The sequence below is a fragment of the Streptomyces sp. NPDC004667 genome (genome assembly GCF_040609475.1).
In the GTDB taxonomy this organism is placed as follows: Bacteria; Actinomycetota; Actinomycetes; order Streptomycetales; family Streptomycetaceae; genus Streptomyces.
Map to the genome: position 1 here is coordinate 38,225 of NZ_JBEXKC010000012.1, position 23,786 is coordinate 62,010.

Here is a 23,786-nt window from a genome sequence, read left to right on the forward strand (position 1 = left end):
GTAACGGTCGCCCAGGTCTCCACCCGGTCCATCACCACTGCTGGAGTTCTCGCATGTCCCACCGCACCGGTCTCGTCCTCGATTTCGGCGGGGTGCTCACCACGCCGCTGCTGCCGGCGGTGCTGGCCTTCGAGCAGCGCGAGGGACTGCCGCAGGGCGCGTGCATCAAAGCGCTGTACATGGATGAGGAAGGTGTTCGGCTCACCCACGAGCTGGAGCGCGGCGCGATCAGCCAGACCGAGTGGAACGAAGCCGCTGCCCCCAAGCTCGGGGTCGCTCCGGACAACCTGATGGGCCGGCTCTTCGCCGACCTCCGGCCGGAGAGGTCCCTGATCGACGCGGCCGCCGCAGCGAAGCGGGCCGGGATCAAGGTCGGCATCCTGTCGAACTCGGTGGGGCTCACTCCGTGGAACCTGTACGACGGATACGAGCTCGATGCCCTCTACCACAGCGTGGTCATCTCCGAGCACCACGGGCTGCGCAAGCCCGACCCGGAGCTGTTCGAGGTCGTGCTGAAGCAGTTGGGGCTCGCAGCCGACGAGTGCGTTTTCGTCGACGACACCGAGGAGTACGTGCGGGCGGCGGAGAAGCTCGGCTTCGCGGGAGTTCATGCACAGCAGCCTGAGCAGACGATCGCCCGGCTGGAGGCCCTGCTGGGCGTGCCCCTGACCGCCGCGCACTGATCCGACCACGCGGCTCCTCGCCGGCCGGGGGCCATCCGGCCCGGCCCCTGGCGATGGCGGCCGACGGCGGGGAGACGCCGGTCAGGCCGCGGATGCCCGGCCACCGCGATACGGGTCCGGTTCAGACGCCCTGTTTCTCGGCCTCGCTCAGGGGCGGGCCCTGCAGGTGCGGCCGCTTCCGGCCGAAGAACATGGGTACGAGCATGTCCGGGGAGAACAGGCGGGTCGCCGGCTTCTCCAGGCTCATCACGTCCAGGAGGGCGCCGAGGGCGCGGGGGCTGCGGGCGCCGGTTTCGACCGCTCGGTCGATGTAGCGGGCGAGGAGCTTCTCGACGGTCTTGGGGGCGTGTCGCCGGCGCCGGGGTAGAACGCGTCCTGGCCGACCGCGAGGTCCCACGCGCCGGCGACGGGCCGGGAGACGGACTGCTGTATGCGACGGGCCGTGCCGGGGGTGGTCAGGCCGGTGGAGCGCAGGACTCGTCTGAGGGCGAGGGCGCACTGGGCGGTGACGGTCAGACCGTGCCCGTACACGGGGTTGTATCCGGCGATGGCGTCGCCGAGTACGGCGAAACCGTCGGGCCATGCCCGCATCTTCTCGTAGTAGCGGCGCTGGTTGGCGGTGCTGCGGGTGGTGGCGATCTCGCCGAGGGGTTCGGCCTTCTTGATGAGTGTGCCGATGACGGGGTCGCCCAGGTTGAGGGCGAAGTCGACGAAGGCGTCGGAGTCTTTGGTGGGTTCGCCGCCGCGGGTGCCGGAGAGGGTGACGATCCACCGGCCGTCCTCGACGGGGAGGATGATGCCGCCCTGTCCGGGGGTCTTGGCCGGGTTGGCCTGCACGTTGACCAGGGGGAAGGAGCCCACTGTGGCCGCGGGGGCCCGGTACACGCGGGTGGCGTAGGCGACGCCCGCGTCGACCTGGCGTTCGGTGACGTGAGGCAGGCCGAGGTCCGTGAGCCATGCCGGGGCGTGGGAGCCGCGGCCCGAGGCATCGACGACCAGGTCGGCTGAGAGGGTGCGTGCGCCGGTGGCGGGCTGGATCCGGACACCGGTGACACGGGAGGCATCACCCTCCAGTCCTTCGACGACGGTGTGGTCGAGCAGGCTGATCCGCGGGTCCCGCAGCACCCGCTCCCGCAGGGCGTGGTCCAGGAGGTTGCGGGAAGAGACGAGGTTGCGGTGGTGGGTGGTCCTGAACCGGCGGAACCAGACCTCGTTCGGTGCCCGGGAAACCATGTCGCCCATGATGTGGACCAGTCGGCCCCCTCGGGCGACGATGTCGTCGGTCAGGCCGGGCAGGAGCTCTTCGAAGGCCCGGACACCGCCGCTCCACAGGAGGTGTGCGTGGCGGGCCTGGGGCACGCCCTTGCGGCCCTCGGGCCCATCCGGCAGCTCGTCCCGCTCGATGAGCGTGACGTCGGCGAACTCGGTGAGTACGGATGCGGCGAAGAGGCCGGCGACGCTCGCGCCGATGACGATGGCGGTGGGGCGTGGGGGGCTGGCTATCTCAGGCATGGGGGGCACACTTTCTGCGACGGTCGCCTGGAGGCGGACGTTCTCGGTGGCTCGGGTGCGGCGCATGGCCCGCGAGATCGCGTCGATGTGGGCGGGGACCTCGACAGTGGACTGTGCCCGTCGATCGATCGTCAGATCTGTTCTGAAACCGGTCAGTTGACGGTACGACAGTCCTGCGCCGATCGGGATGGCCCATGGCGCCTGCGATGACGCGTACCGTCTCTTCGTCGTGCTGCGCAGGCGCGACAGCGTAAGTCCTTGCGGTGACAGGGCCGGGAGAAGGGTGTCGCGGGTGCGCGGACGGTACTGCCGAAGCCGGACGTCGATCGGGTCGCGGCACCCCGTGCGCGCCTGTGCCCACAGCGGGGGCGAGCCGAGAGGCCTGCCCGTTTTCGTCCCGGCCCCGCGCCAGGTCCGGCCCCTCGGGCCGAGGCGCCGTATCGTGCGTATCAGCCCTGCGGCGGGGTGTGGCTGTCGATGCCCGCGAGGATCCTGCGGGACAGATCCAGGGCGAACCGGATGTCCTTCCGCTTGAACCGTGTGGGGGCCTTGGCATAGATCTCCCGGCCCCGCTCCGAGGTGAAACGGTCCTCGGGGATCCGGTCGGCGCCTTCCGGCAGGAACTTGGCGACCTCCTCCAGCGCGGCGAGCGCGTACGCCGTGGCAGGACGGAGGTCGCGGTGCGTGTCGCGCGGGGTGTTGAGGAGCCGCAGCCCGGAATCGGTCGCCACCTGGTCGCTGACCCAGAGGAACTCACCCGGGTCGACGATCAGCGAAGGCTCGGGACCGCCGAAGGCGGGGGGCACGACGGGCAGTCCGTCGGGCAGCGCGAACTCGTACGAGCGCGTCCGGCCGCACTGCGGGCAGGTGCCCTCGTACACGCTGACCAGGGTCCCTTCCCGGTCCTCCAGGCGGTGCTGTCGATCGAAGTGCGTCGCGCCGCACACACAGACGTGCAAGTCCATGTAGAGGTGCGCTTCCTGCGCCGAACGAGCGATCAATATTTCATGATCATAATCGAATCGGTACGCCGGACGGGGGAGGTCAGTGGAGCTGCGTACCGGCGAAGTTGACGGAGGGCTGTCTGGCCACGCCCGTCGGCGCAGAAGCGTTCGTGTCGTCGCGCATCGGCGATCGCGACGGCCGCCACGCCCCGCGTTCCGTTCCCGGCCGGAGGTCGCCAGGGTTCGCGCAAGCCCCTGATCGGGTACCGCTCGCCAGTAATCACTCGAACGTGTGGGTTCAAAAGCGCTCTGCCACGCGGCGACTACATCGCACGCCAAAATCAGACATGCGTGCGAAACATTCCTCCTTTCAAGGCCGTTACGGCCGCGAAAGTGAGGCGTTCCTAGAGCACCAGTGCCATCCCGCCACTCAGTTGGAGGACACAGTGCATCCCGCCCACATCCTCGCCGACACCCGGGCCGCATTCGAACATCACCGGCCCGGACGCCCTCCCGAGCCGCGCCCGACGGCCCCCCGGACCGATGTGACCGCCCCCGCCCGCCCTTCGGCGCGAGCGGCTGCGAGGCGGGGCCGATGACCCGGCACGAGGGCCCCGTACCGGAGTCTCCCGAAGCATCCACCGTGTCGGATTCGGAGCGACTGCTCTTCGGTGGGGAGCTGGCATACGACGTCGGCTGGGAACAGCACGAGGGCGCGTGGCTGAAGCTCGGCCTGCCTGCCATGGCCAAGGCCTTACCCGGCATGGTCGCGACCGGGCTGAGGCTCGCCCACCTCGCCGACGCCCGGGCCCTGCGCGTGGTGCTCGGCGCCGAGGTCGGGCGGGGCGTGACCCAGGCGATCGGGCTGGTCGCGGTCAACAGCGTCCTCGGCCACGTCCTGGCCGGCGGCACGACCAACGAACGCCTCGCCCGGGCCGTTCCGTCACTCGCGCTGGTCGCGGTCACCGCGCTGCTGGGCTCGCTGCTGCGCTCCGCGTCGACGGCGGCCACCGGCGAGCTCGAACCCAAGGTCCAGCGGGTCGCGACGGAACGGTACCTGGGGCTGGTGCACCGGGTGGAACTCGCGGCGATCGAGGACGACGAGTTCCACCGGCTGCTGGACGCCGCCCGCTACGGGGCCGACTCCGCCCGCCGGATGATCCGCTACTGCACGAACACGCTGAACTCGGGGATCTCCCTGATCGCCGCGGCGAGCGTCCTCACCGTGCTCCACGTCGCGCTCCTGCCCCTCCTGGTCCTGATGACACTGCCCAGCGCGTGGAGTTCGCTGACGATCTCCAAGCAGCGCTACATCAGCTTCCACACCTACGTGCAGCACGCGCGGGCCGGGCACCTGCTGGGGCAGTTGCTGACCCAGCGGGAGGCCGCGGCCGAGGTCCGGGTCCACGAGGTCGGACCGTTCCTCCTCGGGCACTTCCGGGAGATGGCCGAGACCAGCGAGCGCGAGCAGACCCGCCTGGCCCGCAACGCCGCCAGGATCGGCCTCGTCGCCGACGGCGCGTCCGGGGCCGCGACCCTGCTCACCTACGGGGCGCTGGGGCTGCTCCTGTGGAGCGGGCGGATGGACCTCGCGGTCGCGGGCACCGCGGTCCTCGCCATCCGCGCCGGCGCCTCCAGCCTCGACGGCCTCGTCCTGCAGATGGCCGATCTGCATCAGGAGTCCCTGTTCGTCGCCGACTACGAGCGGCTGTGCGCGGAGGCCCAGGCCCGTGCGATCCCGCGGACCGGGGAGGACCTTCCCGGGCGGGTGCGGGAAGTCCGCTTCGAGAAGGTCACGTTCACCTACCCGGGCTCCGGCGGCCAGACCCCGGACCCGACCCTGCGCGAGGTGTCCCTGACCTTCCCGATGGGCAAGGTCATCGCCCTGGTCGGGGCGAACGGCTCGGGCAAGTCCACCCTCGTCAAGCTGCTGGCCGGCCTGCACCTGCCCGACGAGGGCGGCGGCACGATCTGGTGGGACGACGTGGATGCCGCCAAGGCCGACCGCGGACAGATCTTCGCCCGGATCGCCCTCATGTCGCAGTCCTTCTTCCGGTGGCCGTTCACCGTGCGGGTCAACATCGGCATCGGCCGCCCCACCGTGCCCATCGAGGACGAGGCAGTGCGGAACGCCGCGGCCTTCTCCGGCGCCGACGGGTTCATCGCCGCACTGCCCCGGGGCTTCGGCACGCTCCTGGGCCGGGGCTACAGGGGCGGGCGCGAGGCGTCCGGCGGGGAATGGCAGCTGATCGGCATCAGCCGCTCCTGGTACAAAGGCGCGGAGATCCTGGTCGTCGACGAGCCGACGAGCGCCCTGGACGCGGTCGCCGAGCAGCGGGTCTTCGATCAGATCCGCGCGCTCGCCGCGACCGGCCAGACGATCATCTTCATCACCCACCGACTGCATTCGGTGCGGCACGCCGACGTCATCCACGTCATGAAGGACGGCCGGCTCGCGGAGTCCGGAACGTTCGCCGAACTCATGGACGAGGGCACCGGCACGGGGGACTTCCGGGACTCCTACCTGATCCAGGCCGCCGCGTTCGCGGACCCCGTGCCCGGCCAGCGCGCCGCCCCCGGCGGGGACGCCAGGGCGGAGGAGCGCTCGTGAGGGGCGCACCGCGCCTCCCGGCCCCGGGGCGGCGTTCTGCGGCGCTCGCCGGTCTGCCGACCGACCTCCATGCCGGTCCCCGCCGCCACCGCGGCCGCCGGTGCCACTCGTTCCCGATCCCGAGGAGTCTCTCGTGACCTTCCCTTCCGCCGAACCGCTCGGAACCGCCGCGCTCCTGGTCAACTCCGCCGGTCAGTACCTGCTGCACCTGCGGGACGCCAACAAGCCGCACATCTGCGACCCCGGCACCTGGTCGATCCCGGGAGGCAACCGTGAGGGGGAGGAGACGTCCCGCCAGGCCGTGGAGCGGGAACTGCTGGAGGAAACCGGGCTGACCGTACCGCTGGAGCCGTTCACGGTGGTCGACTCCCACGGCCCCGACGGCGGTACGGGGCAGATCAGCGTCTTCCTCGGGACCTGGGACGGCGACGCCGACGCCCTGCCGTGCCCGGAGGGCATCATGTTCCGCTGGTTCGACGCGGCGAAGACCGCGTGGCTGACGATGTGCCCGTGGACGGCGGAGGTCATCGCCCTGCACGAGCGCACCGCACCCGTATCCGTACCTGCACCCGTACCCGTACCCGTACCGAGGCATGAAAGCCGCCCCGCGTACGCCGGTGGCGGGCGGCCCCGTATGAACGCGGTGGGTGTCCACCTCTGCCTCCAGCGGGAGGACGGCTCGATCCTGTTCGGGCTGCGCCACCCGGACTGCGCGTTCGCTCCCTCCACCTTCCAGTTGCTCTCCGGGCACTGCGAGCAGGAGTCGGCGGTGAGCTGTGTGGTGCGGGAAGCCGCGGAGGAGGCGGGTCTGGTCATCGACCCGGCGGACGTCGAGCTCGTTCACGTGGTGCACATGGTGGACGCGCTCGGATCGCAGCCGAGGATGGCGCTCTTCTTCCGGGCCGCTCGGTGGCGGGGCACGCCCGAGGTGCGCGAGCCGGACCGGTGCGTTTCCTGGGGATGGTGGCCGGCCGACGCCCTCCCGCAGCCGGTCGTCCCGTACACCGCGGCCGCCCTCGACGGCGTCCGGGCGGGCCGGATCTACACCGAGCTCGGCTGGGCCGAGGTCCACTGGCCCCAGGAGAGCGACGCATGACGGCAACACCCTCCGCCATGCCGCGCACGGGCGGTTGCCTGTGCCGGAACATCCGGTTCACCGTCACCGGCGAGGCCGACTTCCCGCACACCTGCAGCTGTACCCACTGCCTCGGGCTGTCCGGCGGCCCGATGATGTCCTGGGTCTCCTTCCCGCGCGACGGTCTGGCCTGGACCGGCGAGGGCGGGGAACCTGCCTGGTACCACACGTGGCCGGACTCCCGGCGGGGGTTCTGCCCGGGCTGCGGCAGTCAGCTCTGCGCCCTGGACGACGGGGCGACCAGCATCGCGATCACCCTCTCGGCGCTCGGTAACCCGCCCGACCTCGTCCCGGTCACCCAGAGCTTCCGTGGCACCGCCGTGGCCTGGCTGCCCCAGGTCCCCGACACCCGCCCCACCGGGGCCGGGCAGTGACCGGCGGGCCCCGGTACACGGTGCCGGTCGACGTCCATCTGATCCTGCGCCGCGACGAGGCGGCGGGCGCCGAAGTGCTCCTGTCCCGCCGCGCGGGGGACGTCTACGCCGCGGGCATGTGGCATCTGCCGTCGGGGCATCTCGACGGCCCGCACGAGGACGTCGTCGACGCCCTGGTCCGCGAGGCACGGGAGGAGACCGGCGTGGCCATCGACACCGCGGAAGTCCGTTTCGCGCTCGCGGTGCACCACCGCGGCCCCGGGGGCCGGTCCCGGACGGGCGTGTTCTTCGAGGTCCTCACCTGGCAGGGCACCCCGGACGTCCGGGAGCCGGACGTCTGCGACGCGATGGACTGGTTCGGCCTGGACGCCCTGCCGGAGCCCATGGTCGCCTACTGCCGGGCCGGGCTCGACACGTACCGGACCGGCGGGGCGATGGCCGTGCACTTCCAGGAGCCCGGTGACCCGATCGCCTTCGACCCGGCCTTCGACCGCCGCCGGCCCGTTCCCGCGGCGGCCGGGACACCAGGGCGGCCGGATGCCCGCGTACGGGAGTTCGCCGAGCGGGCGGTGGGGCGGGTCACCGGCTGGACGGACGCCTCCTGGGCGCGGGAGGCAGGCCGGGTGTGGCGGGCCGACGGCGCCGACGGCGGGGTGTGGTTCGTCAAGGTCCACCAGAACGACCGCTTCCACCAGCGGGAGGTGACCGCCTACCGCAGCTGGGTCCCGGCCCTGGGCGGCGCCGCGCCCCGCCTGGTCGCCGCCGACGCGGCGCTGCGGGCCGTCGTCACCACCGCGGTACCGGGCCGGTCACCGCGCGGCTCCGTCCGCCCGCCCGACGAGGAGCGGCGGCTGTTCCAGCACATCGGCCGGCTCGCGGCGGCCATCCACCGCAGCGCCCCCGCCCGACCGAACTCCGAGCCCGCCCTGCCCGTCGGAAAGTGGGAGCGGCACCTTGGGAGCCAAGGCGGACGGGGATCCGGCCGAGTGGCTGCCTTCGGACGGCTCCTACCGCTGCACCTACGCCGCGACCTGGGCCGGGACGAAGCTGCGGTGGGACCTCGCGCTCGACGAGAAGGAGCGCCAGGCCCTCCTCGGGCCGGCCGAGGAGGGCTCGACCACCAGGATCGTCTACGAGCCCGCCCCGTAGCCATTCGCTCAAGAAGCGGATAGGCCCGGGAAGCTCCCTCGGCGCAGCCGAGAGTGCCCGCCGGGAGGGCCGCGGTCGTCTACACCCGCCCCGCCCGAAAAGGTGGCGGGTGGTCAGGCGTAGCGGCTCCAGCCTCCGTAGCGGGCCAGGAGGGCCCTGGAGTCGTCGAGGTTCAGCCCCAGGGCTGCGGCCACCTTCTCCGGGTCCAGCCCGCGGGCGTCGTGTGCGGCCCCGTGGGCGGTGCGTGCGGCGATGAGTTCCAGGGATCGGGCGGCTTTCAGCGCGGCGGTCGGTGCGTCCTGGCCGAGCCGCTCGATCGCCTCGGCGACGTCGCGGAGCTGGGCTTCCAGTTCTGGCGGCAAGGGGACGGTGGTGGCGTCGACGACGGTGATGTGCCGGTCCCAGTCGTCCTGGCACTCCCCGGCTGTCTCCCAGCCGTGCTCACGGAAGGGCAGATCGCCGGCCGCCGTCCAGTCGACGATCCGGGGCTCGCCCCGCCAACCGCACGAGCACTCCCCTTGCAGGGCGTGCGCCAGGGGGCGCTGCGGGTGGGTGCCGCCGTCGTAGACGGACCAGTGGCGGACCTCCCAGCCGAAGCCGCCTGAGTTCGAATCGAAGTAGACCGGCTTGGGTCCGCTGCCGTTTTCCAGGAGGGTTGCGACCCGGCCCTGGTGCGACGTGCCGTACTCCTCGGACGTCCAGATCTCGTCCTTCTCCACCAGCGCCTCCCGCACCACGCCACGGGCGGTATCCCCGCCCCCGGTCAGACGATCCCGCACCCGAGCAGCGGCCGTGGGGGAATCGACCAAATCAGCCTCCCCCTCTCCCCCCGACCGCTTCAATGAGCCCACCTCTGGGATGGGACCGGACGCCCCGTTCGGGACCACCTGTGCAGGCACGGGTCGGACTGTCCTGGTTGGTGCCCACGGGTGTGTCCGTCCGGACCCCACAGTGGCAGAGCTCCCAGAGCCTTTGCCGCCCCCCCCGTTCGGCCGATATGTATACAAGAGACGGCCGGACCGTATGCCTCGCCGTGGGAGAGCCCCGACTGCTTGAGGCACCGCTGTGGTCCGCATAGGCCGTAGCGGGCCGTACCTCCGGCTTCCCGCATACCTGGGGGCCGTGGTGGAACAGTGCGGGGATGGAGTCTTCACCTCGGGGGCCGTTCGCTTCGACCGTGCCGTACTACGCGAGGTTTCGACCTGCGTACGACGATCACCTGTTCACCCTGCTGGGCACCCGCTTCGCGCTGGACGGGACCCAACGCGTGCTGGATCTGGGGGCCGGGCCCGGAACGCTGACGTTGCCGCTCGCGGCTCGGGTCCGCGAAGTGATCGCGGTCGATCCCGAGCCGGACATGCTCGCCGAGGGCCGTCGGCTCGCCTCCGAAGCAGGCGTGGGCGGCATCGACTGGCGGCTGGGGGACTCCGGCACGTTGCTCGCGCTGGAGGTGGGTCCGGTACTGCTGACGGTCATGGGCGCGTCGTTCCACTGGACCGACCGCGAACGGCTGCTGCAGGACCTGGACACGCTGATCGAACCCGGTGGAGCGGTGGTACTGGCGACCTGCGGAGCCCGGCACGAGGATCTCGCCCTCCCGGCCTGGCTGCCCGCGGTCGAGGAGGTCCGCAACCGCTACCTGGGCGCGAACCGCCGGCCGGACTCCGGCCCGGGCGCCTACCCCGCTGTGCGGCACGAGGACGTACTGCTCCGTTCTCCGTTCTCCCGGATCGAGGCGGTCCACTGGGACCGCACGGTCCGCCGGACCGTGGACGAAGTGGTCGGGCTCCAGCTCTCCTTCAGCTTCACCAGCCCGGCCGCCCTCGGCCCCGGTCTCCCGGCCTTCGAACACGACCTTCGCCGAGCACTGACCGCGCTCCGTCCGGAGGGTGAGCTGCTCGAAGAGCGTGTCCGCACGGACGTCGTCATCGCCTGCCGTCCTTGACCCGGAGGGTGAACGCGCTGATTCCCGCCGCATTCAGGACAAGTTCTGTCCTGAATGGTCGCTAGTGTCGTCACATCGCCGAACGGCACGGGACAGATGAGGGGACGGCATCGATGAGTCAGAGTCACGCAGCACCCGAGGGATACACGAGCGTTGCGCCGTGGGTGGTCACCGATGACACCGGCGCGCTGCTCGACTTCATCACCCTCGCGTTCGGCGGCGAGGAGATCGCACGGGTAGCGGTCGAGGACGGCACCATCGGGCACGGCGAGATCCAGGTCGGCGACACGGTCGTGCTGGCCTTCGACCGACGGCCCGACTGGCCGGCGATGCCCTCGCTGTTGCGGGTCTACGTCCCGGACGCCGACGCCGCCATGGCCGCGGCTGTTGCGCACGGGGCACAGGTGATCACCGAGGCTGCTGACAGCGCGTGGGGAGACCGCGGCGGCCGGGTGCGGGACCCGTTCGGCAACATCTGGTGGGTGATGAGCCGGGTCGAGCACGTCGCACCGGACCTTGCATGGCGGCGAATGTCCGAGCCCAGGTATGCCGAGGCGATGCGTACGGCCCAGGAGACTCTGAACGCCGCGCTCAGCGGCCGTGAGACCGGGGTGGCCAGCTCCCCGCGGCGCCCGACCCGCTGAGACTGAGATCGCCTTCCGGCTCGGCCGTATGGCAGCTGACGGCAGATCGTCGTCACGCCGGCCGAACCGACCGCCGGTGCGGTCCTCGGGAAGACGCCCCAGGAAGACGCCTCTCCCATCCGGTTCGCCCTCGGGTCCGAACACCCCGAGAGGGAGCACACCGGGTGTTCCCTCCGGCCGAGGCGGTTCTCATGCTCACCCTGGTTCTGATCGGTTTGCTCGGCGGTCTGATCACCGCGGTCTCGCCGTGCATCCTGCCCGTTCTGCCGGTGGTCTTCCTCGCGGGCGGCCCGGGCAACGAGTCACCGCCGTCCGCCACGGCCGGGAGCGAGGGGCCGGCCGGCGCGGAACGGGAAGGCGGGGCGCTCCTGGAAACCGTGCCCGCGGCCTCCCCCAGGAACCGACGCCCGTACGCCGTCGTCGCCGGGCTGGTCCTCAGCTTCGGCTTCTTCACCCTGCTCGGGGTCACGATCATCTCCGCGCTGGGGCTGCCGCAGGACATCCTGCGCTACGTCGGCCTCTCGCTCCTGGTCCTCATCGGGCTCGGTCTGATCTTCCCGCCGGTCGAGCGGCTGCTGGAGAAGCCCTTCGCCCGGATCCCGCAGCGTCAGGTCAACAAGGAGGGCAGCGCCTTCGTCCTGGGCCTGGGGCTCGGGCTGCTCTACGTACCCTGCGCCGGGCCGGTCCTCGCCGCGATCACCGTCGCCGGCGCACGTGGTGAGATCAACGCCGACATCGTCGCCCTGACCCTGTCCGTCGCCGTCGGCACCGCGATCCCCCTGCTGCTCTTCGCCCTGGCCGGCCGCCGGGTCGCCGAGCGCGTCGCCGCCTTCCGTACCCGCGCCCGCAGGCTGCGGATCGCCGCCGGGATCCTGATGATCCTGCTGGCGTTCGCCCTCGCCTTCGACGCCACCACCGCCCTGCAGAAGGCCCTGCCGGACTACACCGCGGCCGCGCAGAAGCAGGTCGAGGACAGCGAGACCGCCCGGCAGAAGCTCTCCGGCCTCTACGACGACTCCAACAAGGACCTCGCCCGCTGCGAGGACGGCGTGAACGAACTCCGCTCCTGCGGCGCGGCCCCGCCGCTCGCGGGCATCGCGAAGTGGCTGAACACCCCTGGCGGATCCCCCGTCGACCTCGCGTCGCTGCGCGGGAGAGTGGTTCTGATCGACTTCTGGACCTACTCCTGCATCAACTGCCGGCGTAGCCTCCCCCACGTCGAAGCCTGGGACCGCGCCTACCGGGACGAGGGCCTGACCGTCATCGGCGTGCACTCACCCGAGTTCGCCTTCGAGAAGGACGCCGGGAACGTCGCCGACCAGGCCCGAAAGCTCGGCGTGACCTATCCCGTCGCCCTCGACAACGACCTCGACACCTGGAACGGCTACCGCAATCGCTTCTGGCCCGCCAAGTACCTCATCGACGCCCAGGGCACCGTCCGTTACTTCACCTTCGGCGAAGGCCGGTACGCCCAGACCGAGAACCTCATCCGCGACCTCCTCGAGCAGGCCGACCCGAAGGTACGACTGCCTTCGGCTACCGGCCTGGACAGTGACCGGCTCACCGAAGGCCGCACCCCGGAGACCTACCTCAGCACCACCCGCATCCGCGGCTACACCGGCACCCCCGAACTCGTCGGGGACAAGGCCACCGGCTACGCGTTCCCGGCCGACGGCGTCCCGCTGAACCGGCTCTCCCTCGCCGGAACCTGGACCGCCGCCTACGAACGGTTCACCGCCGGACCCGACGCCCGCCTCGCCTTCACCTACCGCGCCAGGAACGCCAACCTGGTCCTCGCCGGGGAGGGCAATGTCACCGTCCTGGTCGACGGCAGGCAGACTAGGACCCTCCGGATCCACGGGGCCCCGACCCTCTACCGGCTCACCGATGACGGCACTGCCCGGCAGGCGGAGCTCGAACTGCGTCTGACCCCCGGCCTGCAGGCCTTCGCGTTCACCTTCGGCTGACGGCGGAGGTCCCCCCGGGGAACAAGGCCGGAGCACCGGCGGCAGGTGCTCCGGCTCTCGGGGCGATGGCGTCGGGCGCGGGTGCGGTGGTCACGTCGCTGTCTTCGTGTTTCCGCTTCGGCCGATCAGTGCGGCGAAGGAGTCGAGGACGCGTTGCAGGCCGAAGGAGTACGCGTGGGCGGGGTCGTAGGCGCTGCCGTGTGCCGCGCCTGCGGCTGCGCCCACGCGGACGGCGGTGGGGTAGGCGTTCTCGTCGAGGACCCGGGCGAGGAGCGGGGCGTTCAGCTCCCACCACTGCTGGTCGTCCAGGGCGCTGTCGTGCTGAGCGGCGCGGGCCTCGGCGTCTGCGCGGGCGCATGCCTGCACGAAGGTGAGCAGGTGGGTCAGGCAGTCGTCCATCTCGACGTCGCCGAGGCCGAGGCCGTCGAGCGCGGAGAGTTCGTGCTCGTACTTCGCCATCTGCCCCGGCCCCAGCGGAGGCTTGGCGGTGGAGACGGCCGCGGCCCATGGGTGGCGTTCGAAGAGGGCTTTGTTCTCTTCGGCGATGGCGGTGACGCGTTGCCGCCAGGGCTGTCTGGTGGTGCCGGTGCGGGGCATGCGGGCGTAGGCGGCGTCGAGCATGAGGTCGAGGAGCTCGGCCTTGCTGGGGACGTAGGTGTACAGCGTCATCGGCACCACGCCGAGTTCCTTGGCCACCCCGCGCATGGTCACCGCGTCCAGGCCTTCGGCGTCGGCGATGGCGGTGGCGGCATCGACCACCGCGTCGATGCTCAGCCCCCGCCGCGGTCCTCGGCGACGGTCGGAGGAGGGGTCACGCCACAGCAGTTGCAGGGTGCGGGCCGGGTCGCCCGAGCTGGTTCGTTCCGTTGGCACGGGGTCATCCTCTCGCGATCTTTCTCTGTACGCTGTACATTGTACGACGTACAGAAAAAGAGTTCAGTGCAGTCCCGGAGGAGCCTTCATGAAGATCACCTCTAGCGCCGTGTCACTCAACGTCGACGATGTCCCCGCGTCCAGCACCTTCCTCGTCGAGCACTTCGGGTTCCGCGAGGAGATGGCCGCCGACGGCTTCGCGTCCCTGACGCGCGACGACGTCGGCATGAACGTCGTCTTCTTGCGGCGGGGGCTGGACAGCCTCCCGGCGGACCAGCGCGACGAGCACGCCGCAGGCCTGATCCTCGCCTTCGTCGTCGAGGACCTCGAAGGCGAGCTGGCGCGCCTGCGTTCCGAAGGCGTCGCGATCACCATGCCGCTGACCGACGAGGAGTGGGGCGAGCGCGCCTTCCAGGTCCGCGACCCCAACGGCGTCATCGTCCAGCTGGTCGACTGGAACGCGCCCTCCGGACGCTGAGTGGCTGTTGTCTTTCCGTCCGTGGCTGCGGTGTTTCCGCTGGTCAGGAGTAGGAGCGGTGGTTCGGCGGGAGGGTTGGCCTGTCGGGTTGTTGTTCTCCGGGAGGTCGTGGATGCCGTCAGTTTCTGGGTTGCTGGAGGAGCGGGAGCTCGCTGCTCGTCGTCGTGTGGAGGGGTTGCGGGAGGAGGCCGATCGCGTCCATGCCGAGCTGGTGGTGGTCGAGCAGGACTGGAAGGAGTGGGTCATTGCCCGCTCGCGGGTCGGCGAGGTCCTCGGCCCGGGCGGTGCTGGAGATGCCGCTCCGGATTCCGCCGTGGGCCTGCGAGAGACAGGTCCGCAGTCCGGGCCGGTGGAGCCGAAGTCGGTGGAGCCGGTGTGGCGCGAGGGGCTGGCCTGGTCGGTACTGTCGGTGGACTATCAGCGCATCCTGCGGGTCCTGTCCGAAGACAACAGCCACCCGGGCTGCGGGTCCGGGTGGAGGTGAGCGACGCCCAGGGCGAGGCGGAGCCGGTGGAGGCGGTGGCCGGGGTGGACTCGTGCTTTGCGGATAGCGGGCGGGGGCTGGTGCTGGTGGGGGCCGTGGCGCGGGAGTGGGGAGTGCGGCCGCGGGGCAGCGGTGCGCCGGGCAAAACGGTATGGGCCAGCCTGTGACCATCCCAGCCTGCCCGGCCCGAGCATCCGCCATCCCAGCCTCCCCTGCGTTTGAGGGGCCGCCGGAGGCAACCACGGCCGAACTCCGCCCGCGACTCGGCCTCCCGGGCTCCACTCAGACCCGGTCCTCAAGCGCCGGACGGGCTGAAAGGCACCCGCCCCGGGTCCGTCACCCGTTCGGCCTGGTTCCGCCCGACAGGGCCCAGGTAGGGGGCGGCCCGTCCTTCCCCACCACCCGCCCCGGAGGTATCCGTGCCCGACATGAACGGCCCCTACAAGCCCGGCACCCCGTGCTGGATCGACCTGATGGTTCCCGACCAGCAGGCGGCCCTCGACTTCTACTGCGACCTCCTCGGCTGGCAGGGCGAGGTCGGACCGGCCGAGACCGGCGGCTACTCCGTCTGCACCCTCAAGGGCAGGCCCGTCGCCGGCATCATGAAGACGTCGGACCCGGACGGGACCGTGCCGGAGCCGATGCCGCCGACGGTGTGGACGACGTACCTGTCCACCGACAACATCGACGCCGCCCTCAGGTCGGTGACGGACGCGGGCGGCAGCGTCATGATGGGCCCGATGGACGTCATGGACCTCGGGCGGATGGCCGTACTCGCCGGCCCGACGGGCGCCGTCGTCGGCCTCTGGCAGCCCGGCACCTTCGACGGCGCGGGCATCGTCAACGAGCACGGCGCGCTGATCTGGAACGAGCTGAGCACCGGCGACACCGCCGCCGCCTCCGCGTTCTACTCGGCCGTCCTGCCGGTCACCATGGCCACGACCGAGATCCCGGGCGCCGAGGGGTACATCGAGTTCAAGGTCGACGGCCGCGCGGTCGCCGGGATGATGGACCTGTCCGCGCTGCCGCCCGGGACCCCGCCGAACTGGCTGCCGTACTTCCAGGTGGACGACGCCGACGAGATCCAGGCGGCGGCGACCCGCGCGGGCGGCACCGTCCTGGCCCCGGCCTTCGACATGGCGGTGGGCCGGATCGCCGTCCTCGCCGACCCGCAGGGCGGTGTCTTCGCCGTGATCACGGCGAAGGCCCCCGAGCAGCCAGCCTGATCCGTTCCGCGACCGGGGAGGCGCACCGAAGGGTGACCTCCCCGGCCGCGGCGTGTTCCGGCTCGTTTTCCTACGTCAGTGAGGCGTGAGGGAAACGTTAGCGGGCGTGAGGGAAACGTTAGCGGGGCGTCCTACGGTCGGCGCAAGGTGGCCCAACCACCACCGCGCGCACGCTCCCGCGGTCGCATCCGCGGAGATACGGAGACCAGGTATGAGCCCCACCCGTCGTGACGTTCTGAAATGGGGAGCCGGAGCAGGCGCCGCAGCAGCGGTCACCCTCGGCCTTCCCGGCACCGCCCGGGCCGCCGGTTACTACGCCCCCGATTGGATGGGCAAGCTGCCCGGCAGCACGCCGGTCACCGCCCTGACGATCCCCGGGACCCACGACTCGTGGTGCACCGACCCCAACAACGGAACCAAGTGGGCCCAGACCCAGAATTGGGGCGTCCCCGAGCAGTTCGAGCGCGGAATCCGCTTCCTCGACATCCGCCTGAACGGACTCCAGGGCGCACCGAACGAATTCGGCCTCTACCACGGCTCCGCCTACCAGGGACACCGCTTCCAGGACGTCCTGGAAGCCTGCCGCAACCACTTCAAGAAGTACCCGGGCGAAACCGTCATCATGCGGGTGAAGAACGAGAACTCGGGCGGCCAGGCCCTCTCGGACGAAGAGTTCCGGCGCCGCTTCAATTACTACCTGGACACCATGGGCTACCGGAGTCTGGTGTGGACCGCACCGTTCTGGCCCAAGCTGGGCCAGGTGCGCGGCAAGGTCATCATCGCGGCGGACTTCGCGAACGACTGGGGCATCCTCACCTGGGACAGCAACAAGGCCTTCAATATCCAGGACGACTGGAACACCACCAACTTCACGAAGTCCGCCACCATCATCAAGCAGTTCGACAACGCCTGGTGGCACCAGGACTCCTCCCAGATGTTCGTGAACTTCACGAGCTATTCCGGCGGGAACTGGCCCCAGCAGAACGCGAATCTGACGCTGCCGGACGTTCTCCGCTACCTGGACGCCCGGAAGACCGAGAAGGTCCACCTCGGCATCGTTCCGATGGACTTCCCGGACTTCTTCCCGGACATCGTCCGCCTCCTGGTCCAGAAGAACTTCCTCTAGACCGTCAGGCCGCCCTCTCCGGCGTCACGAGCCGAGGATCGTGGTGAAGAACTCCCCCGTTCAGGCCAGGAGTTCCCGCCCGGCCAGCGGCTTGCCGCCGACCCGGGCGGTCTTCGGGCGGGGCACCAGGATCTGTGAGGTGACCGGCTTGAGGACCGTCCCCGGGTAGAGCCGCTTGAGCCGCAGCTCCTGCGATTCGCGCAGCTCGAGCGGGCCGAAGCGGATGTTGGTGCCCGCCAGGCTGATGTCGCCGACCCCGCAGGCGCGCGCCAGCATCCGCAGCCGGGCCACCAGCAGCAGGTTCTCCACCGGCTCCGGCAACGTGGCGTAGCGGTCGGTGAGTTCCTCCCGTACCGCCTTGATGTCCGCCTCCGAGCTGGCGGCGGCGACGGCGGCGGGCACCCTGCCGGAACAGACCCGGTGGTGGTCCTCGCGCCCGGCGGGGCGGCTGTCGTAACCGTCGCCCTGGTCCTCTTCGGCTGGTACGGCAGGGTGCTTGCTCTGAGCATCGCCGGCGGAGACTTTCCCCTCAGGTTCTGCGCAGCCCGCGCCTGGGAGTACGCCGACGTGGACCATGGCCGGCATGCACGCCTGCGCGCGTACAACGCCACCTTCGGACAGCGGTGCGGGCCGCCACCCGGTAAAGGTGCGGCCCGCACGGTGGGCCTGGTGGCGGGGCAGTGACGGCGGCCCCAGGTCTCGGTGTCGACGACGCGGTTGCGGTCGTCGCGCAGGGTGGCGGCGTCGGCCTGGTTGCCCCGAATGTATTCGCGACTGCCCTGGTAGGGGTCGGTGCAGGTGTTGCGGCCGGTTCCCGTGTGGATGCGGATCGCGTCCGGGGTCGTCGTCCTGAACCCCGCTGGTTTCCACCCTCGGGTGCTGGCGCCGGTCGTGGTCCTGCGCGCTGGCCGGCAGCGCGGCCGCACCGACCACGGCCCCGGCGGCCAGGACGGTCGCGGCGATACGGCGGACGGAGGAAGCAGCAGGACAGCATGGGTGACACTCCCTCAAGAACACTGTCCCACCGGCCGAAACAGGCAGGAGCAGTGGTGCGTTTTCCCTGCCCGGAATGGGCTGCGACTCAGAGCGTGGAGGCCCGGGCTTCGGGGCGGACTGAGCGCGGCGCCGGGTTCGCGTCTCATCGATCACGGTGGGACCGGTGGTTCCTGAGCTGCGCATTGTCAGGGTGGTGAGACGACCTGAGGGTGGCGGTTACCGGACCGGTCCCGGCCCGAGCTGGGTCTGAGCAACGCCGAAGCGGTGTGTTGCCTCCGCAGGCAGTGGGGGGTGGCCGCGCCCGTACGGGGAGCTGAACAGGGCGGTGAGCAGGAAGGCTTCGAGGTGGGGGGCCACTTCGATTCGGGGCTCGGAGGGACGGTGGGAATCACCGAACAGGTCCTCGCCCAGCACTTCGAGTCGGCGGTCCCACCTCTGCCGGAGAGACTCTCCGCGGCTCTCTCGGGAGTCTTGAGGTCCGGGGTCGCTTTCCTTGGCGTCATCACAGCGCAGGGACTATTTACATAAGGTGTGAATATAAAAGCGCTATGCTTTGAGCATGAGTCGTCAAGACACCGCTCCTGGCTCGTCCGCCGCCATCGGGGCAGCCCTCTACGGCCTGGCCACCAGGGCCGCGAGACGCCTGCCCCGGGACATGAGCCTGACGTCCGCCGCCACCCTGGCCACCCTGGACCGGACCGGCCCACGGCGCATCACCGATCTGGCCGCGGTCGAGGGCGTCACGCAGCCCGCGATGACCGCCCTGGTCCGGGTGATGGAGGAGTCCGGCCATGTCGAGCGGCGGGGCGACCCGTCCGACAAGCGGGTCACCCTCGTATGCCTGACCGACGCCGGCGCCTCCTATGTCCGGACGCGGCGCCAGGCGGGCGTCCACGCGTTCGAGCGGTTGATCGGCGGGCTCACCGGCGATGAGGTCGAGGCGCTGGTGGCGGCCCTTCCGGCGCTGAAGCATCTGGCAGAGCTCGAAAATCAGGACCGCGAAGGGCCGAAGCAGTGACCGGGCGGCCGGTCGGCGGGGGCGCGGTGAAGGTGTTCCCGGTGGCGCGTTCCGAGGCGCGGCTGCTGGTCCCCGCCCTGATGTTCATCGCTCTGGTCGTGGCGGCGGTCGCCAGCCTCGGGACGCCGCTCATCACCAGCGTGGCGACCTCGTTCCACGTCCCGCTCGGCAACGCGCAGTGGACGCTGACCGTCGCGCTGCTCAGTGGCGCCGTCGCCACGCCGGTCCTGGGCCGGCTCGGAGCCGGCCCGCACCGGCGGGCCACGATCCTCGTCGCGCTGGCGGTCGTCGTCGCCGGGAGCGCTCTCACCGTGCTGCCGCTGCCGTTCGCGTGGCTGCTGGCCGGCAGGGCGGCCCAGGGCGTCGGGCTCGGGCTGACGGCGCTGATGATGGGCGTGGCCCGGGACCACCTCCCCGAGGAGCGCAGCGCGGCCGTGATCGCCCTGATCTCAGTGGTCTCGATCATCGGGGCCGGCGTCGGCTACCCGCTGGCCGCACTGCTCGCCGAGCTCGGCGGGGTACGGGCCGCCTACGGCCTCGGCCTGGTCGTCACCGCCGCCGCCCTCCTGACCGCGTGGCTCTCCATGCCCGAAGCCCCCGAAGGCCGCTCCGCCCACGTGGACGTGGCAGGCACGGTCGTCCTGGCCGCTGGGCTGCTCCTGGTGCTGTTCCTCGCCGGCGAACGGAATCTGTGGAGCCGGCACCTCGCCGTGGCGGCGGGTCTCGCCTTCGTCGCGGTGGTGCTGCTCTGCGTCTGGGTCGTCATCGAGCTGCGCAGCACGACGCCCCTGGTCGATGTACGGGCCGTGCGGCACCCGGCGGTCGCCGGGGCGAACCTCGCCATGTTCGTCGGCGGGATCGGCATGTACCTCCTGCTCACGCTCATCACCCGGTACGCGCAGACGCCGCACGGCGCCGGCTACGGCTTCGGGCTGACGACCTTCGTCGCCGGGCTGGTCCTCGTCCCGTTCTCGGTGCTGGGGTTCGTCGCCGGCAAGCTCACGCCGCGGGTCCGGACGCGGATCGCCGACCCCCTGCTCCTGGCCGGCAGCGCCGTCGTGGTCGGCGGCGGGTTCGCCCTGTTCGCGGCGGCCCGGTCAGACCTGGCCGAACTGTTCGCGGCGATGGGCGTGCTCGGCTTCGGCGTCGGCGGCTTCTCGGCCGCGATGCCCGGCGTCATCCTGGCCGTCACCCCCAAGAGCGAGACGTCGAGCGCCATGAGCTTCCACTACGTCGTCCGCAGCGTCGGGTACTCACTGGGCAGCGCCATCGGCGGCCTGATCCTCGCCGCGGGCACCGGCCCCGGCCACCTCTTCCCCGACGACAGCGCGTACACCACCGCGGCGCTGGTCGGCATCACCGCCATGGCGGTCACAACGCTGACGAGCCTCGCTCTCGCCCGCCGACGCTCGTCCGAGACCAACCCGTAAGTCAGCTTCGAGCAGGCCGTCGCGGCGTGCGAGAGTGCGGCCTGCCAGGAGGCGCTGGTCGTCCTCTCCGACGGCGTCGAGCGCGACTTCCGCATCGTCGAAGGCTTCGACTGACCGAGGTGCAGTCTGATCTTCTCTGAAGTCAGGGTGGTGAGACGACCTGCTCCAGGATTCGCGGTGAAGGTGGCGTTTCCGGACCGGTCCCGGCCCGAGCTGGGTCTGAGCTACGCCGAAGCGGCGTGTTGCCTCCGCAGGCAGTGGGGGGTGGTCGTGCCAGGGCGGGGAGGTGAACAGGCCGGTGGGCAGAATGACTTCGGGGTGGGTGGCCACTTCGATTCGGGGCCCGGAGGGACGGTGGGGATCGCCGAACAGGTCCTTGCCCCCAGCGCTTCGAGTCGGCGGTTCCGCCTCTGCCGAAGGGGCTCTCCGCGCTGCTCACCGGTGAACTGCCTGGTCAGACAGTCGCGGACGCCGATGAAGACCAGGTCCGTGAAGGGATGGGCGCGGCGCCCCGGTCCAGGGATCACCGTCGGCCGCAGCCCAGGGTGAGGCCGTGGGCCCGGCGCCGACTCGGCCAGCCAGCCCCGGGCCACCAGCTGCTTCGCCTTCGACCGCAACGCCTCGACCTTCGCGGGCATGGGGTCCAGTCCGAAGCAGCCGGCCATCTCCTGGCACGTCAGCGGACCTTGACCGAGACGGTCCCGGTCCGCGAGAGCCTGCAGGATGCGCTGGTAGTCCTGCGACAGTGCCGACCAGACCAAGCCCGCGCGCCACATGGGCACCACCGACTTCGGCTTCGCCGCTTCCGCGGGGCCGGGTCGAACCGGTCGTCCACCGGGATCCGGCAGGCCCTCGAAGGGGTCGGAGACGACGACGTCGCCGTCCGGCACCAGCACCTCGCCGGCGCGTGAGCGGGCGATGACCCACTCATTCCATTCCCGCTCGGCCACGGCCAGCTCGGCGTGGATACGGTCGGCCTCTTCTCGTAGTTCGTCGACGCGACACCTCACCACTCCCACGAGACTGCCGAAACTACGCCTGAACAGCGAGAACGCCGTCCTCAAGTCCGGAACGACAACAGCCGCTGAGAGCCGGCTGCCGTCGCACCCCCTGTCGCATCGGGCGCTGTCGCACCCTGTGACCTGCGCAGATGGGCGCTTACCCCCGGGCGAGGCCGGGGCGCGACAGCAGCCGGCTCAGGTGCTCCTTGGACGGCATTCGCCGGTGGGTTGCTATGGTGACGGACGATCAGGGACGCTTAGGCGGGGGGGATCCGTGGGTTCGCAGTATGGAAGTGACCACGCAGGTTTCGGGTGTGCGGCTTGCTGCGCCGAGGACGCTCTGGTGGCGCAGGCGCACCATCAGAGCCACAACGGGGTCCGGGTCGAGAGGATAATTCAGGACGACTCGCATTTCATCGTCTCTGTCCAGCGCTGCGGCCTCTGTTCGCAGGCCTTCGCGAGCGTCTTCACCGAGTACGTTGACTGGGTCGCCTCACGGGACGCGCAGTACCGGACCGTTCTGCCGATCACGGACGCCGAAGCGGACGACCTGATGGCGGGGCGGTTGAGCCCACACCGGGTCGGAGCCCTCGGACACGGCCGCCGCCATCTGCAGAGCGACTGGCCGAGCGGGGCCGACGAGCCGTCCGTGCACTGGGGCAGCGGCGTCTTCGAGGTGCGCGAGGGGTACTGACCCGGATGGCCTCGCCGGCCTGGCTCCGCCCCGTCTGCGGCCGCACACCCCTGGCCGCTGACTGCAACGCGGCCCGTCGACGGAGGCCGTCGTCGGTACTTCACCGTCGCCTTGGTCGCGCTCGCGGACGACCCGGCGGTGCTTGCCGATGCCGTCTCGGAGGTCGCGGCCGCCTGTCGGGCGGCCGCGGCTTCCTGGCCGAGATGCGCCGTGTCCTGCGCCCCGGCGGGCAGCTGCTGATCAGCACACGGCCCTACGACGACCTGTTGCGCGATCGTCCGGCTTCGACGCCTCCTCAGGTCCACAGGGGCGCCGAAGCCGACGCGGGAGAGCGAACCCGTCACCTTCCAGCTCTGGCACTGGCACGACGACGGCGAGCACTACGACCTGGAGCACTTCCAGCTCCTCCCGGCAGGCGGAGAATGGCGCGTCCAGGTCCGCCGGACCACCTACTGGGCACTCGGCCGGGACCGGCTGGCCTGCCTCGCAGCCGAAGCCGGGTTTGTCAGCCCTCAGTGGCGGGTGCCACAGGAGACGGGCTTCTTCCAGCCTCTGCTTGTGGCCCGTGCCGGCGAGTAGACGGTTCTATCGCTCGGCTCGGGTGCTGGCGAGGGCGGTAGAAGCGGTCCCGGTTTCGATGATGGTCCGTGATCTTCATGCCACCGCGATGATCCCGCCGGAAGCATCCCGATGCTCCTGTGGCAAGCACCCCGATGACTTCAGAACTCGGGTTCTGGCTCACGTTCTGTGGAGTGTCACTCCCCGCAGCGCAGGACCCTTGACGGCCGGTCGGCTGGGAGCCGTTCTCATGACTGGCCGGGCCCGTCGAGGCGTTCCGTGGGACCGGCGAAGGAGAGGAAGAGAGTCCGCGTGGTGAGCAGCCAGGTGTCATCCACCTTGCGGAACGTGTCTTCGTAGTGCCCCACCTGAACCGGGGGCCGCGGCGGTACGAGGCCCCCGCTGTAGCCGTCGACACGGTACGTGGTGAAGTAGGTGGTGGCGGCGGCGGTGTGCGCGGAGGTCACGGTGACCAGGATGTTGGTGCATATGCGGCGTGACAGTCGGTCTGCGGGCCGGTTGCCGAAGTAGGTGCGTAGCGCGTCGCGACCCGCGATGCGGCGGTCGCCGGCGGGCCATTCCCAGGTACCGTCCTGCGTGAAGAGGTCCGCCACCGAGCCCGGGTCCCCGAGGTCGAGCCGGTGGACGAACTCGACGACCAGCCGTTCACAGGCCCGCTCTGCGAGCAGGAGCTCCATCGAGTCAAGAGTTTCAGCATTCATGATCGACTCATATCAGGTCGCCCCTGCCTGAGGCAGCCCCACCCGAGCCCGGCGCCGGTTCCGGTCTCATGGTCCCAAGAGCCGTCCGTGCCCGTCCGTGGCCGCCCCCACCGCTTGGCGGTTGGCACGTACGGCGGAAGACCCAAGGCGGTCCGGCTCCGGTCCGCAGGATCCGGATGCGGGGTGCGGGTGCGGGGTGCGGGGTGCGGGGTGCCC

19 protein-coding genes and 4 pseudogenes are annotated in these 23,786 nt (G+C 70.9%); 16 read left to right on the forward strand and 7 right to left on the reverse strand.

Going from position 1 to position 23,786, the window contains the following annotated elements; translation table 11 throughout:
- The first annotated feature begins 53 nt into the window (after positions 1-53).
- Complete coding sequence (locus tag ABZW32_RS09330) at positions 54-683, forward strand: HAD-IA family hydrolase (RefSeq protein ID WP_356213446.1); 630 nt, start codon at positions 54-56, stop codon at positions 681-683.
- A 121-nt stretch (positions 684-804) separates the two neighbouring features.
- Here the strand turns inward: ABZW32_RS09330 and ABZW32_RS09335 are convergent.
- Positions 805-2,195 (reverse strand): annotated as a pseudogene (locus ABZW32_RS09335) (FAD-dependent monooxygenase).
- Positions 2,196-2,644: 449 nt separating this feature from the next.
- Positions 2,645-3,196, reverse strand: a complete 552-nt coding sequence (locus tag ABZW32_RS09340; RefSeq protein WP_356213449.1) for a hypothetical protein — start codon at positions 3,194-3,196, stop codon at positions 2,645-2,647.
- A gap of 538 nt (positions 3,197-3,734) precedes the next feature.
- Here ABZW32_RS09340 and ABZW32_RS09345 point away from each other — a divergent pair.
- From ABZW32_RS09345 to ABZW32_RS09360, 4 genes are all read left to right on the forward strand, one after another.
- Entirely contained in the window at positions 3,735-5,750 is a 2,016-nt protein-coding gene (locus ABZW32_RS09345) for an ABC transporter ATP-binding protein (protein ID WP_356213452.1), read from the forward strand.
- Positions 5,751-5,883: 133 nt separating this feature from the next.
- Complete coding sequence (locus ABZW32_RS09350; RefSeq protein WP_356213455.1) at positions 5,884-6,846, forward strand: NUDIX domain-containing protein; 963 nt, start codon at positions 5,884-5,886, stop codon at positions 6,844-6,846.
- Positions 6,843-7,259 (forward strand): GFA family protein, encoded by a 417-nt coding sequence (locus ABZW32_RS09355; RefSeq protein ID WP_356213458.1) that lies wholly within the window; start codon positions 6,843-6,845, stop codon positions 7,257-7,259. Before ABZW32_RS09350 ends, ABZW32_RS09355 begins: the two co-directional genes overlap by 4 nt.
- Complete coding sequence (locus tag ABZW32_RS09360) at positions 7,256-8,431, forward strand: NUDIX domain-containing protein (protein WP_356213461.1); 1,176 nt, start codon at positions 7,256-7,258, stop codon at positions 8,429-8,431. The genes ABZW32_RS09355 and ABZW32_RS09360 overlap by 4 nt, the downstream gene beginning before the upstream one ends.
- Before the next feature lie 90 nt (positions 8,432-8,521).
- Here the strand turns inward: ABZW32_RS09360 and ABZW32_RS09365 are convergent, their stop codons facing one another.
- Entirely contained in the window at positions 8,522-9,145 is a 624-nt protein-coding gene (locus tag ABZW32_RS09365; protein WP_356213464.1) for a hypothetical protein, read from the reverse strand.
- Between the two features lie 404 nt (positions 9,146-9,549).
- Between ABZW32_RS09365 and ABZW32_RS09370 the strand changes: the two genes are divergently transcribed.
- From ABZW32_RS09370 to ABZW32_RS09380, 3 genes are all read left to right on the forward strand, one after another.
- Positions 9,550-10,353 carry a class I SAM-dependent methyltransferase gene (locus ABZW32_RS09370; RefSeq protein WP_356213467.1) on the forward strand — a complete coding sequence of 268 codons (804 nt, stop codon included), beginning with the start codon at positions 9,550-9,552 and terminating at the stop codon, positions 10,351-10,353.
- 113 nt (positions 10,354-10,466) lie between these two features.
- Positions 10,467-10,997, forward strand: a complete 531-nt coding sequence (locus ABZW32_RS09375; protein WP_356213470.1) for a VOC family protein — start codon at positions 10,467-10,469, stop codon at positions 10,995-10,997.
- A gap of 191 nt (positions 10,998-11,188) precedes the next feature.
- Positions 11,189-12,964: a cytochrome c biogenesis protein DipZ gene (locus tag ABZW32_RS09380; RefSeq protein WP_356213473.1), complete on the forward strand. Its 1,776-nt coding sequence runs from the start codon at positions 11,189-11,191 to the stop codon at positions 12,962-12,964.
- A 90-nt stretch (positions 12,965-13,054) separates the two neighbouring features.
- Here ABZW32_RS09380 and ABZW32_RS09385 read toward each other — a convergent pair whose 3' ends face one another.
- Positions 13,055-13,837: a TetR/AcrR family transcriptional regulator gene (locus ABZW32_RS09385; protein ID WP_356213476.1), complete on the reverse strand. Its 783-nt coding sequence runs from the start codon at positions 13,835-13,837 to the stop codon at positions 13,055-13,057.
- An 88-nt stretch (positions 13,838-13,925) separates the two neighbouring features.
- Between ABZW32_RS09385 and ABZW32_RS09390 the strand changes: the two genes are divergently transcribed.
- The 4 genes from ABZW32_RS09390 (at position 13,926) to ABZW32_RS09405 (ending at position 17,151) form a co-directional block, all read left to right on the forward strand.
- A complete protein-coding gene (locus tag ABZW32_RS09390) occupies positions 13,926-14,315 on the forward strand; it encodes a VOC family protein (protein WP_356213479.1) in 390 nt (129 codons plus the stop codon).
- 112 nt (positions 14,316-14,427) lie between these two features.
- On the forward strand, positions 14,428-14,799 hold the full coding sequence (locus ABZW32_RS09395) for a hypothetical protein (RefSeq protein WP_356213482.1): 372 nt from the start codon (positions 14,428-14,430) through the stop codon (positions 14,797-14,799).
- Between the two features lie 428 nt (positions 14,800-15,227).
- A complete protein-coding gene (locus ABZW32_RS09400; protein WP_356213692.1) occupies positions 15,228-16,025 on the forward strand; it encodes a VOC family protein in 798 nt (265 codons plus the stop codon).
- 211 nt (positions 16,026-16,236) lie between these two features.
- The gene (locus ABZW32_RS09405; protein ID WP_280920310.1) at positions 16,237-17,151 is read left to right on the forward strand and encodes a phosphatidylinositol-specific phospholipase C; all 915 of its coding nucleotides are present in this window, start codon (positions 16,237-16,239) and stop codon (positions 17,149-17,151) included.
- A gap of 60 nt (positions 17,152-17,211) precedes the next feature.
- On the opposite strand, the pseudogene ABZW32_RS09410 reads toward ABZW32_RS09405, so the two are convergent.
- Positions 17,212-17,544 (reverse strand): annotated as a pseudogene (locus ABZW32_RS09410) (TRCF domain-containing protein); the annotation flags it as partial.
- A gap of 1,258 nt (positions 17,545-18,802) precedes the next feature.
- Between ABZW32_RS09410 and ABZW32_RS09415 the strand changes: the two are divergent.
- From ABZW32_RS09415 to ABZW32_RS09425, 3 genes and pseudogenes are all read left to right on the forward strand, one after another.
- Positions 18,803-19,165 carry a MarR family transcriptional regulator gene (locus tag ABZW32_RS09415; RefSeq protein WP_356213694.1) on the forward strand — a complete coding sequence of 121 codons (363 nt, stop codon included), beginning with the start codon at positions 18,803-18,805 and terminating at the stop codon, positions 19,163-19,165.
- On the forward strand, positions 19,162-20,595 hold the full coding sequence (locus tag ABZW32_RS09420) for an MFS transporter (RefSeq protein ID WP_356213486.1): 1,434 nt from the start codon (positions 19,162-19,164) through the stop codon (positions 20,593-20,595). Before ABZW32_RS09415 ends, ABZW32_RS09420 begins: the two co-directional genes overlap by 4 nt.
- 3 nt (positions 20,596-20,598) lie before the next feature.
- Positions 20,599-20,709, forward strand: a pseudogene (locus ABZW32_RS09425) (DUF1330 domain-containing protein); the annotation flags it as partial.
- A gap of 443 nt (positions 20,710-21,152) precedes the next feature.
- On the opposite strand, the pseudogene ABZW32_RS09430 reads toward ABZW32_RS09425, so the two are convergent.
- Positions 21,153-21,641: pseudogene (locus tag ABZW32_RS09430) on the reverse strand (hypothetical protein); the annotation flags it as partial.
- A gap of 298 nt (positions 21,642-21,939) precedes the next feature.
- Between ABZW32_RS09430 and ABZW32_RS09435 the strand changes: the two are divergent.
- The gene (locus ABZW32_RS09435) at positions 21,940-22,290 is read left to right on the forward strand and encodes a hypothetical protein (RefSeq protein ID WP_356213489.1); all 351 of its coding nucleotides are present in this window, start codon (positions 21,940-21,942) and stop codon (positions 22,288-22,290) included.
- 806 nt (positions 22,291-23,096) lie between these two features.
- Here the strand turns inward: ABZW32_RS09435 and ABZW32_RS09440 are convergent.
- A complete protein-coding gene (locus ABZW32_RS09440) occupies positions 23,097-23,570 on the reverse strand; it encodes a nuclear transport factor 2 family protein (RefSeq protein ID WP_356213492.1) in 474 nt (157 codons plus the stop codon).
- Between the last annotated feature and the right edge of the window lie 216 nt (positions 23,571-23,786).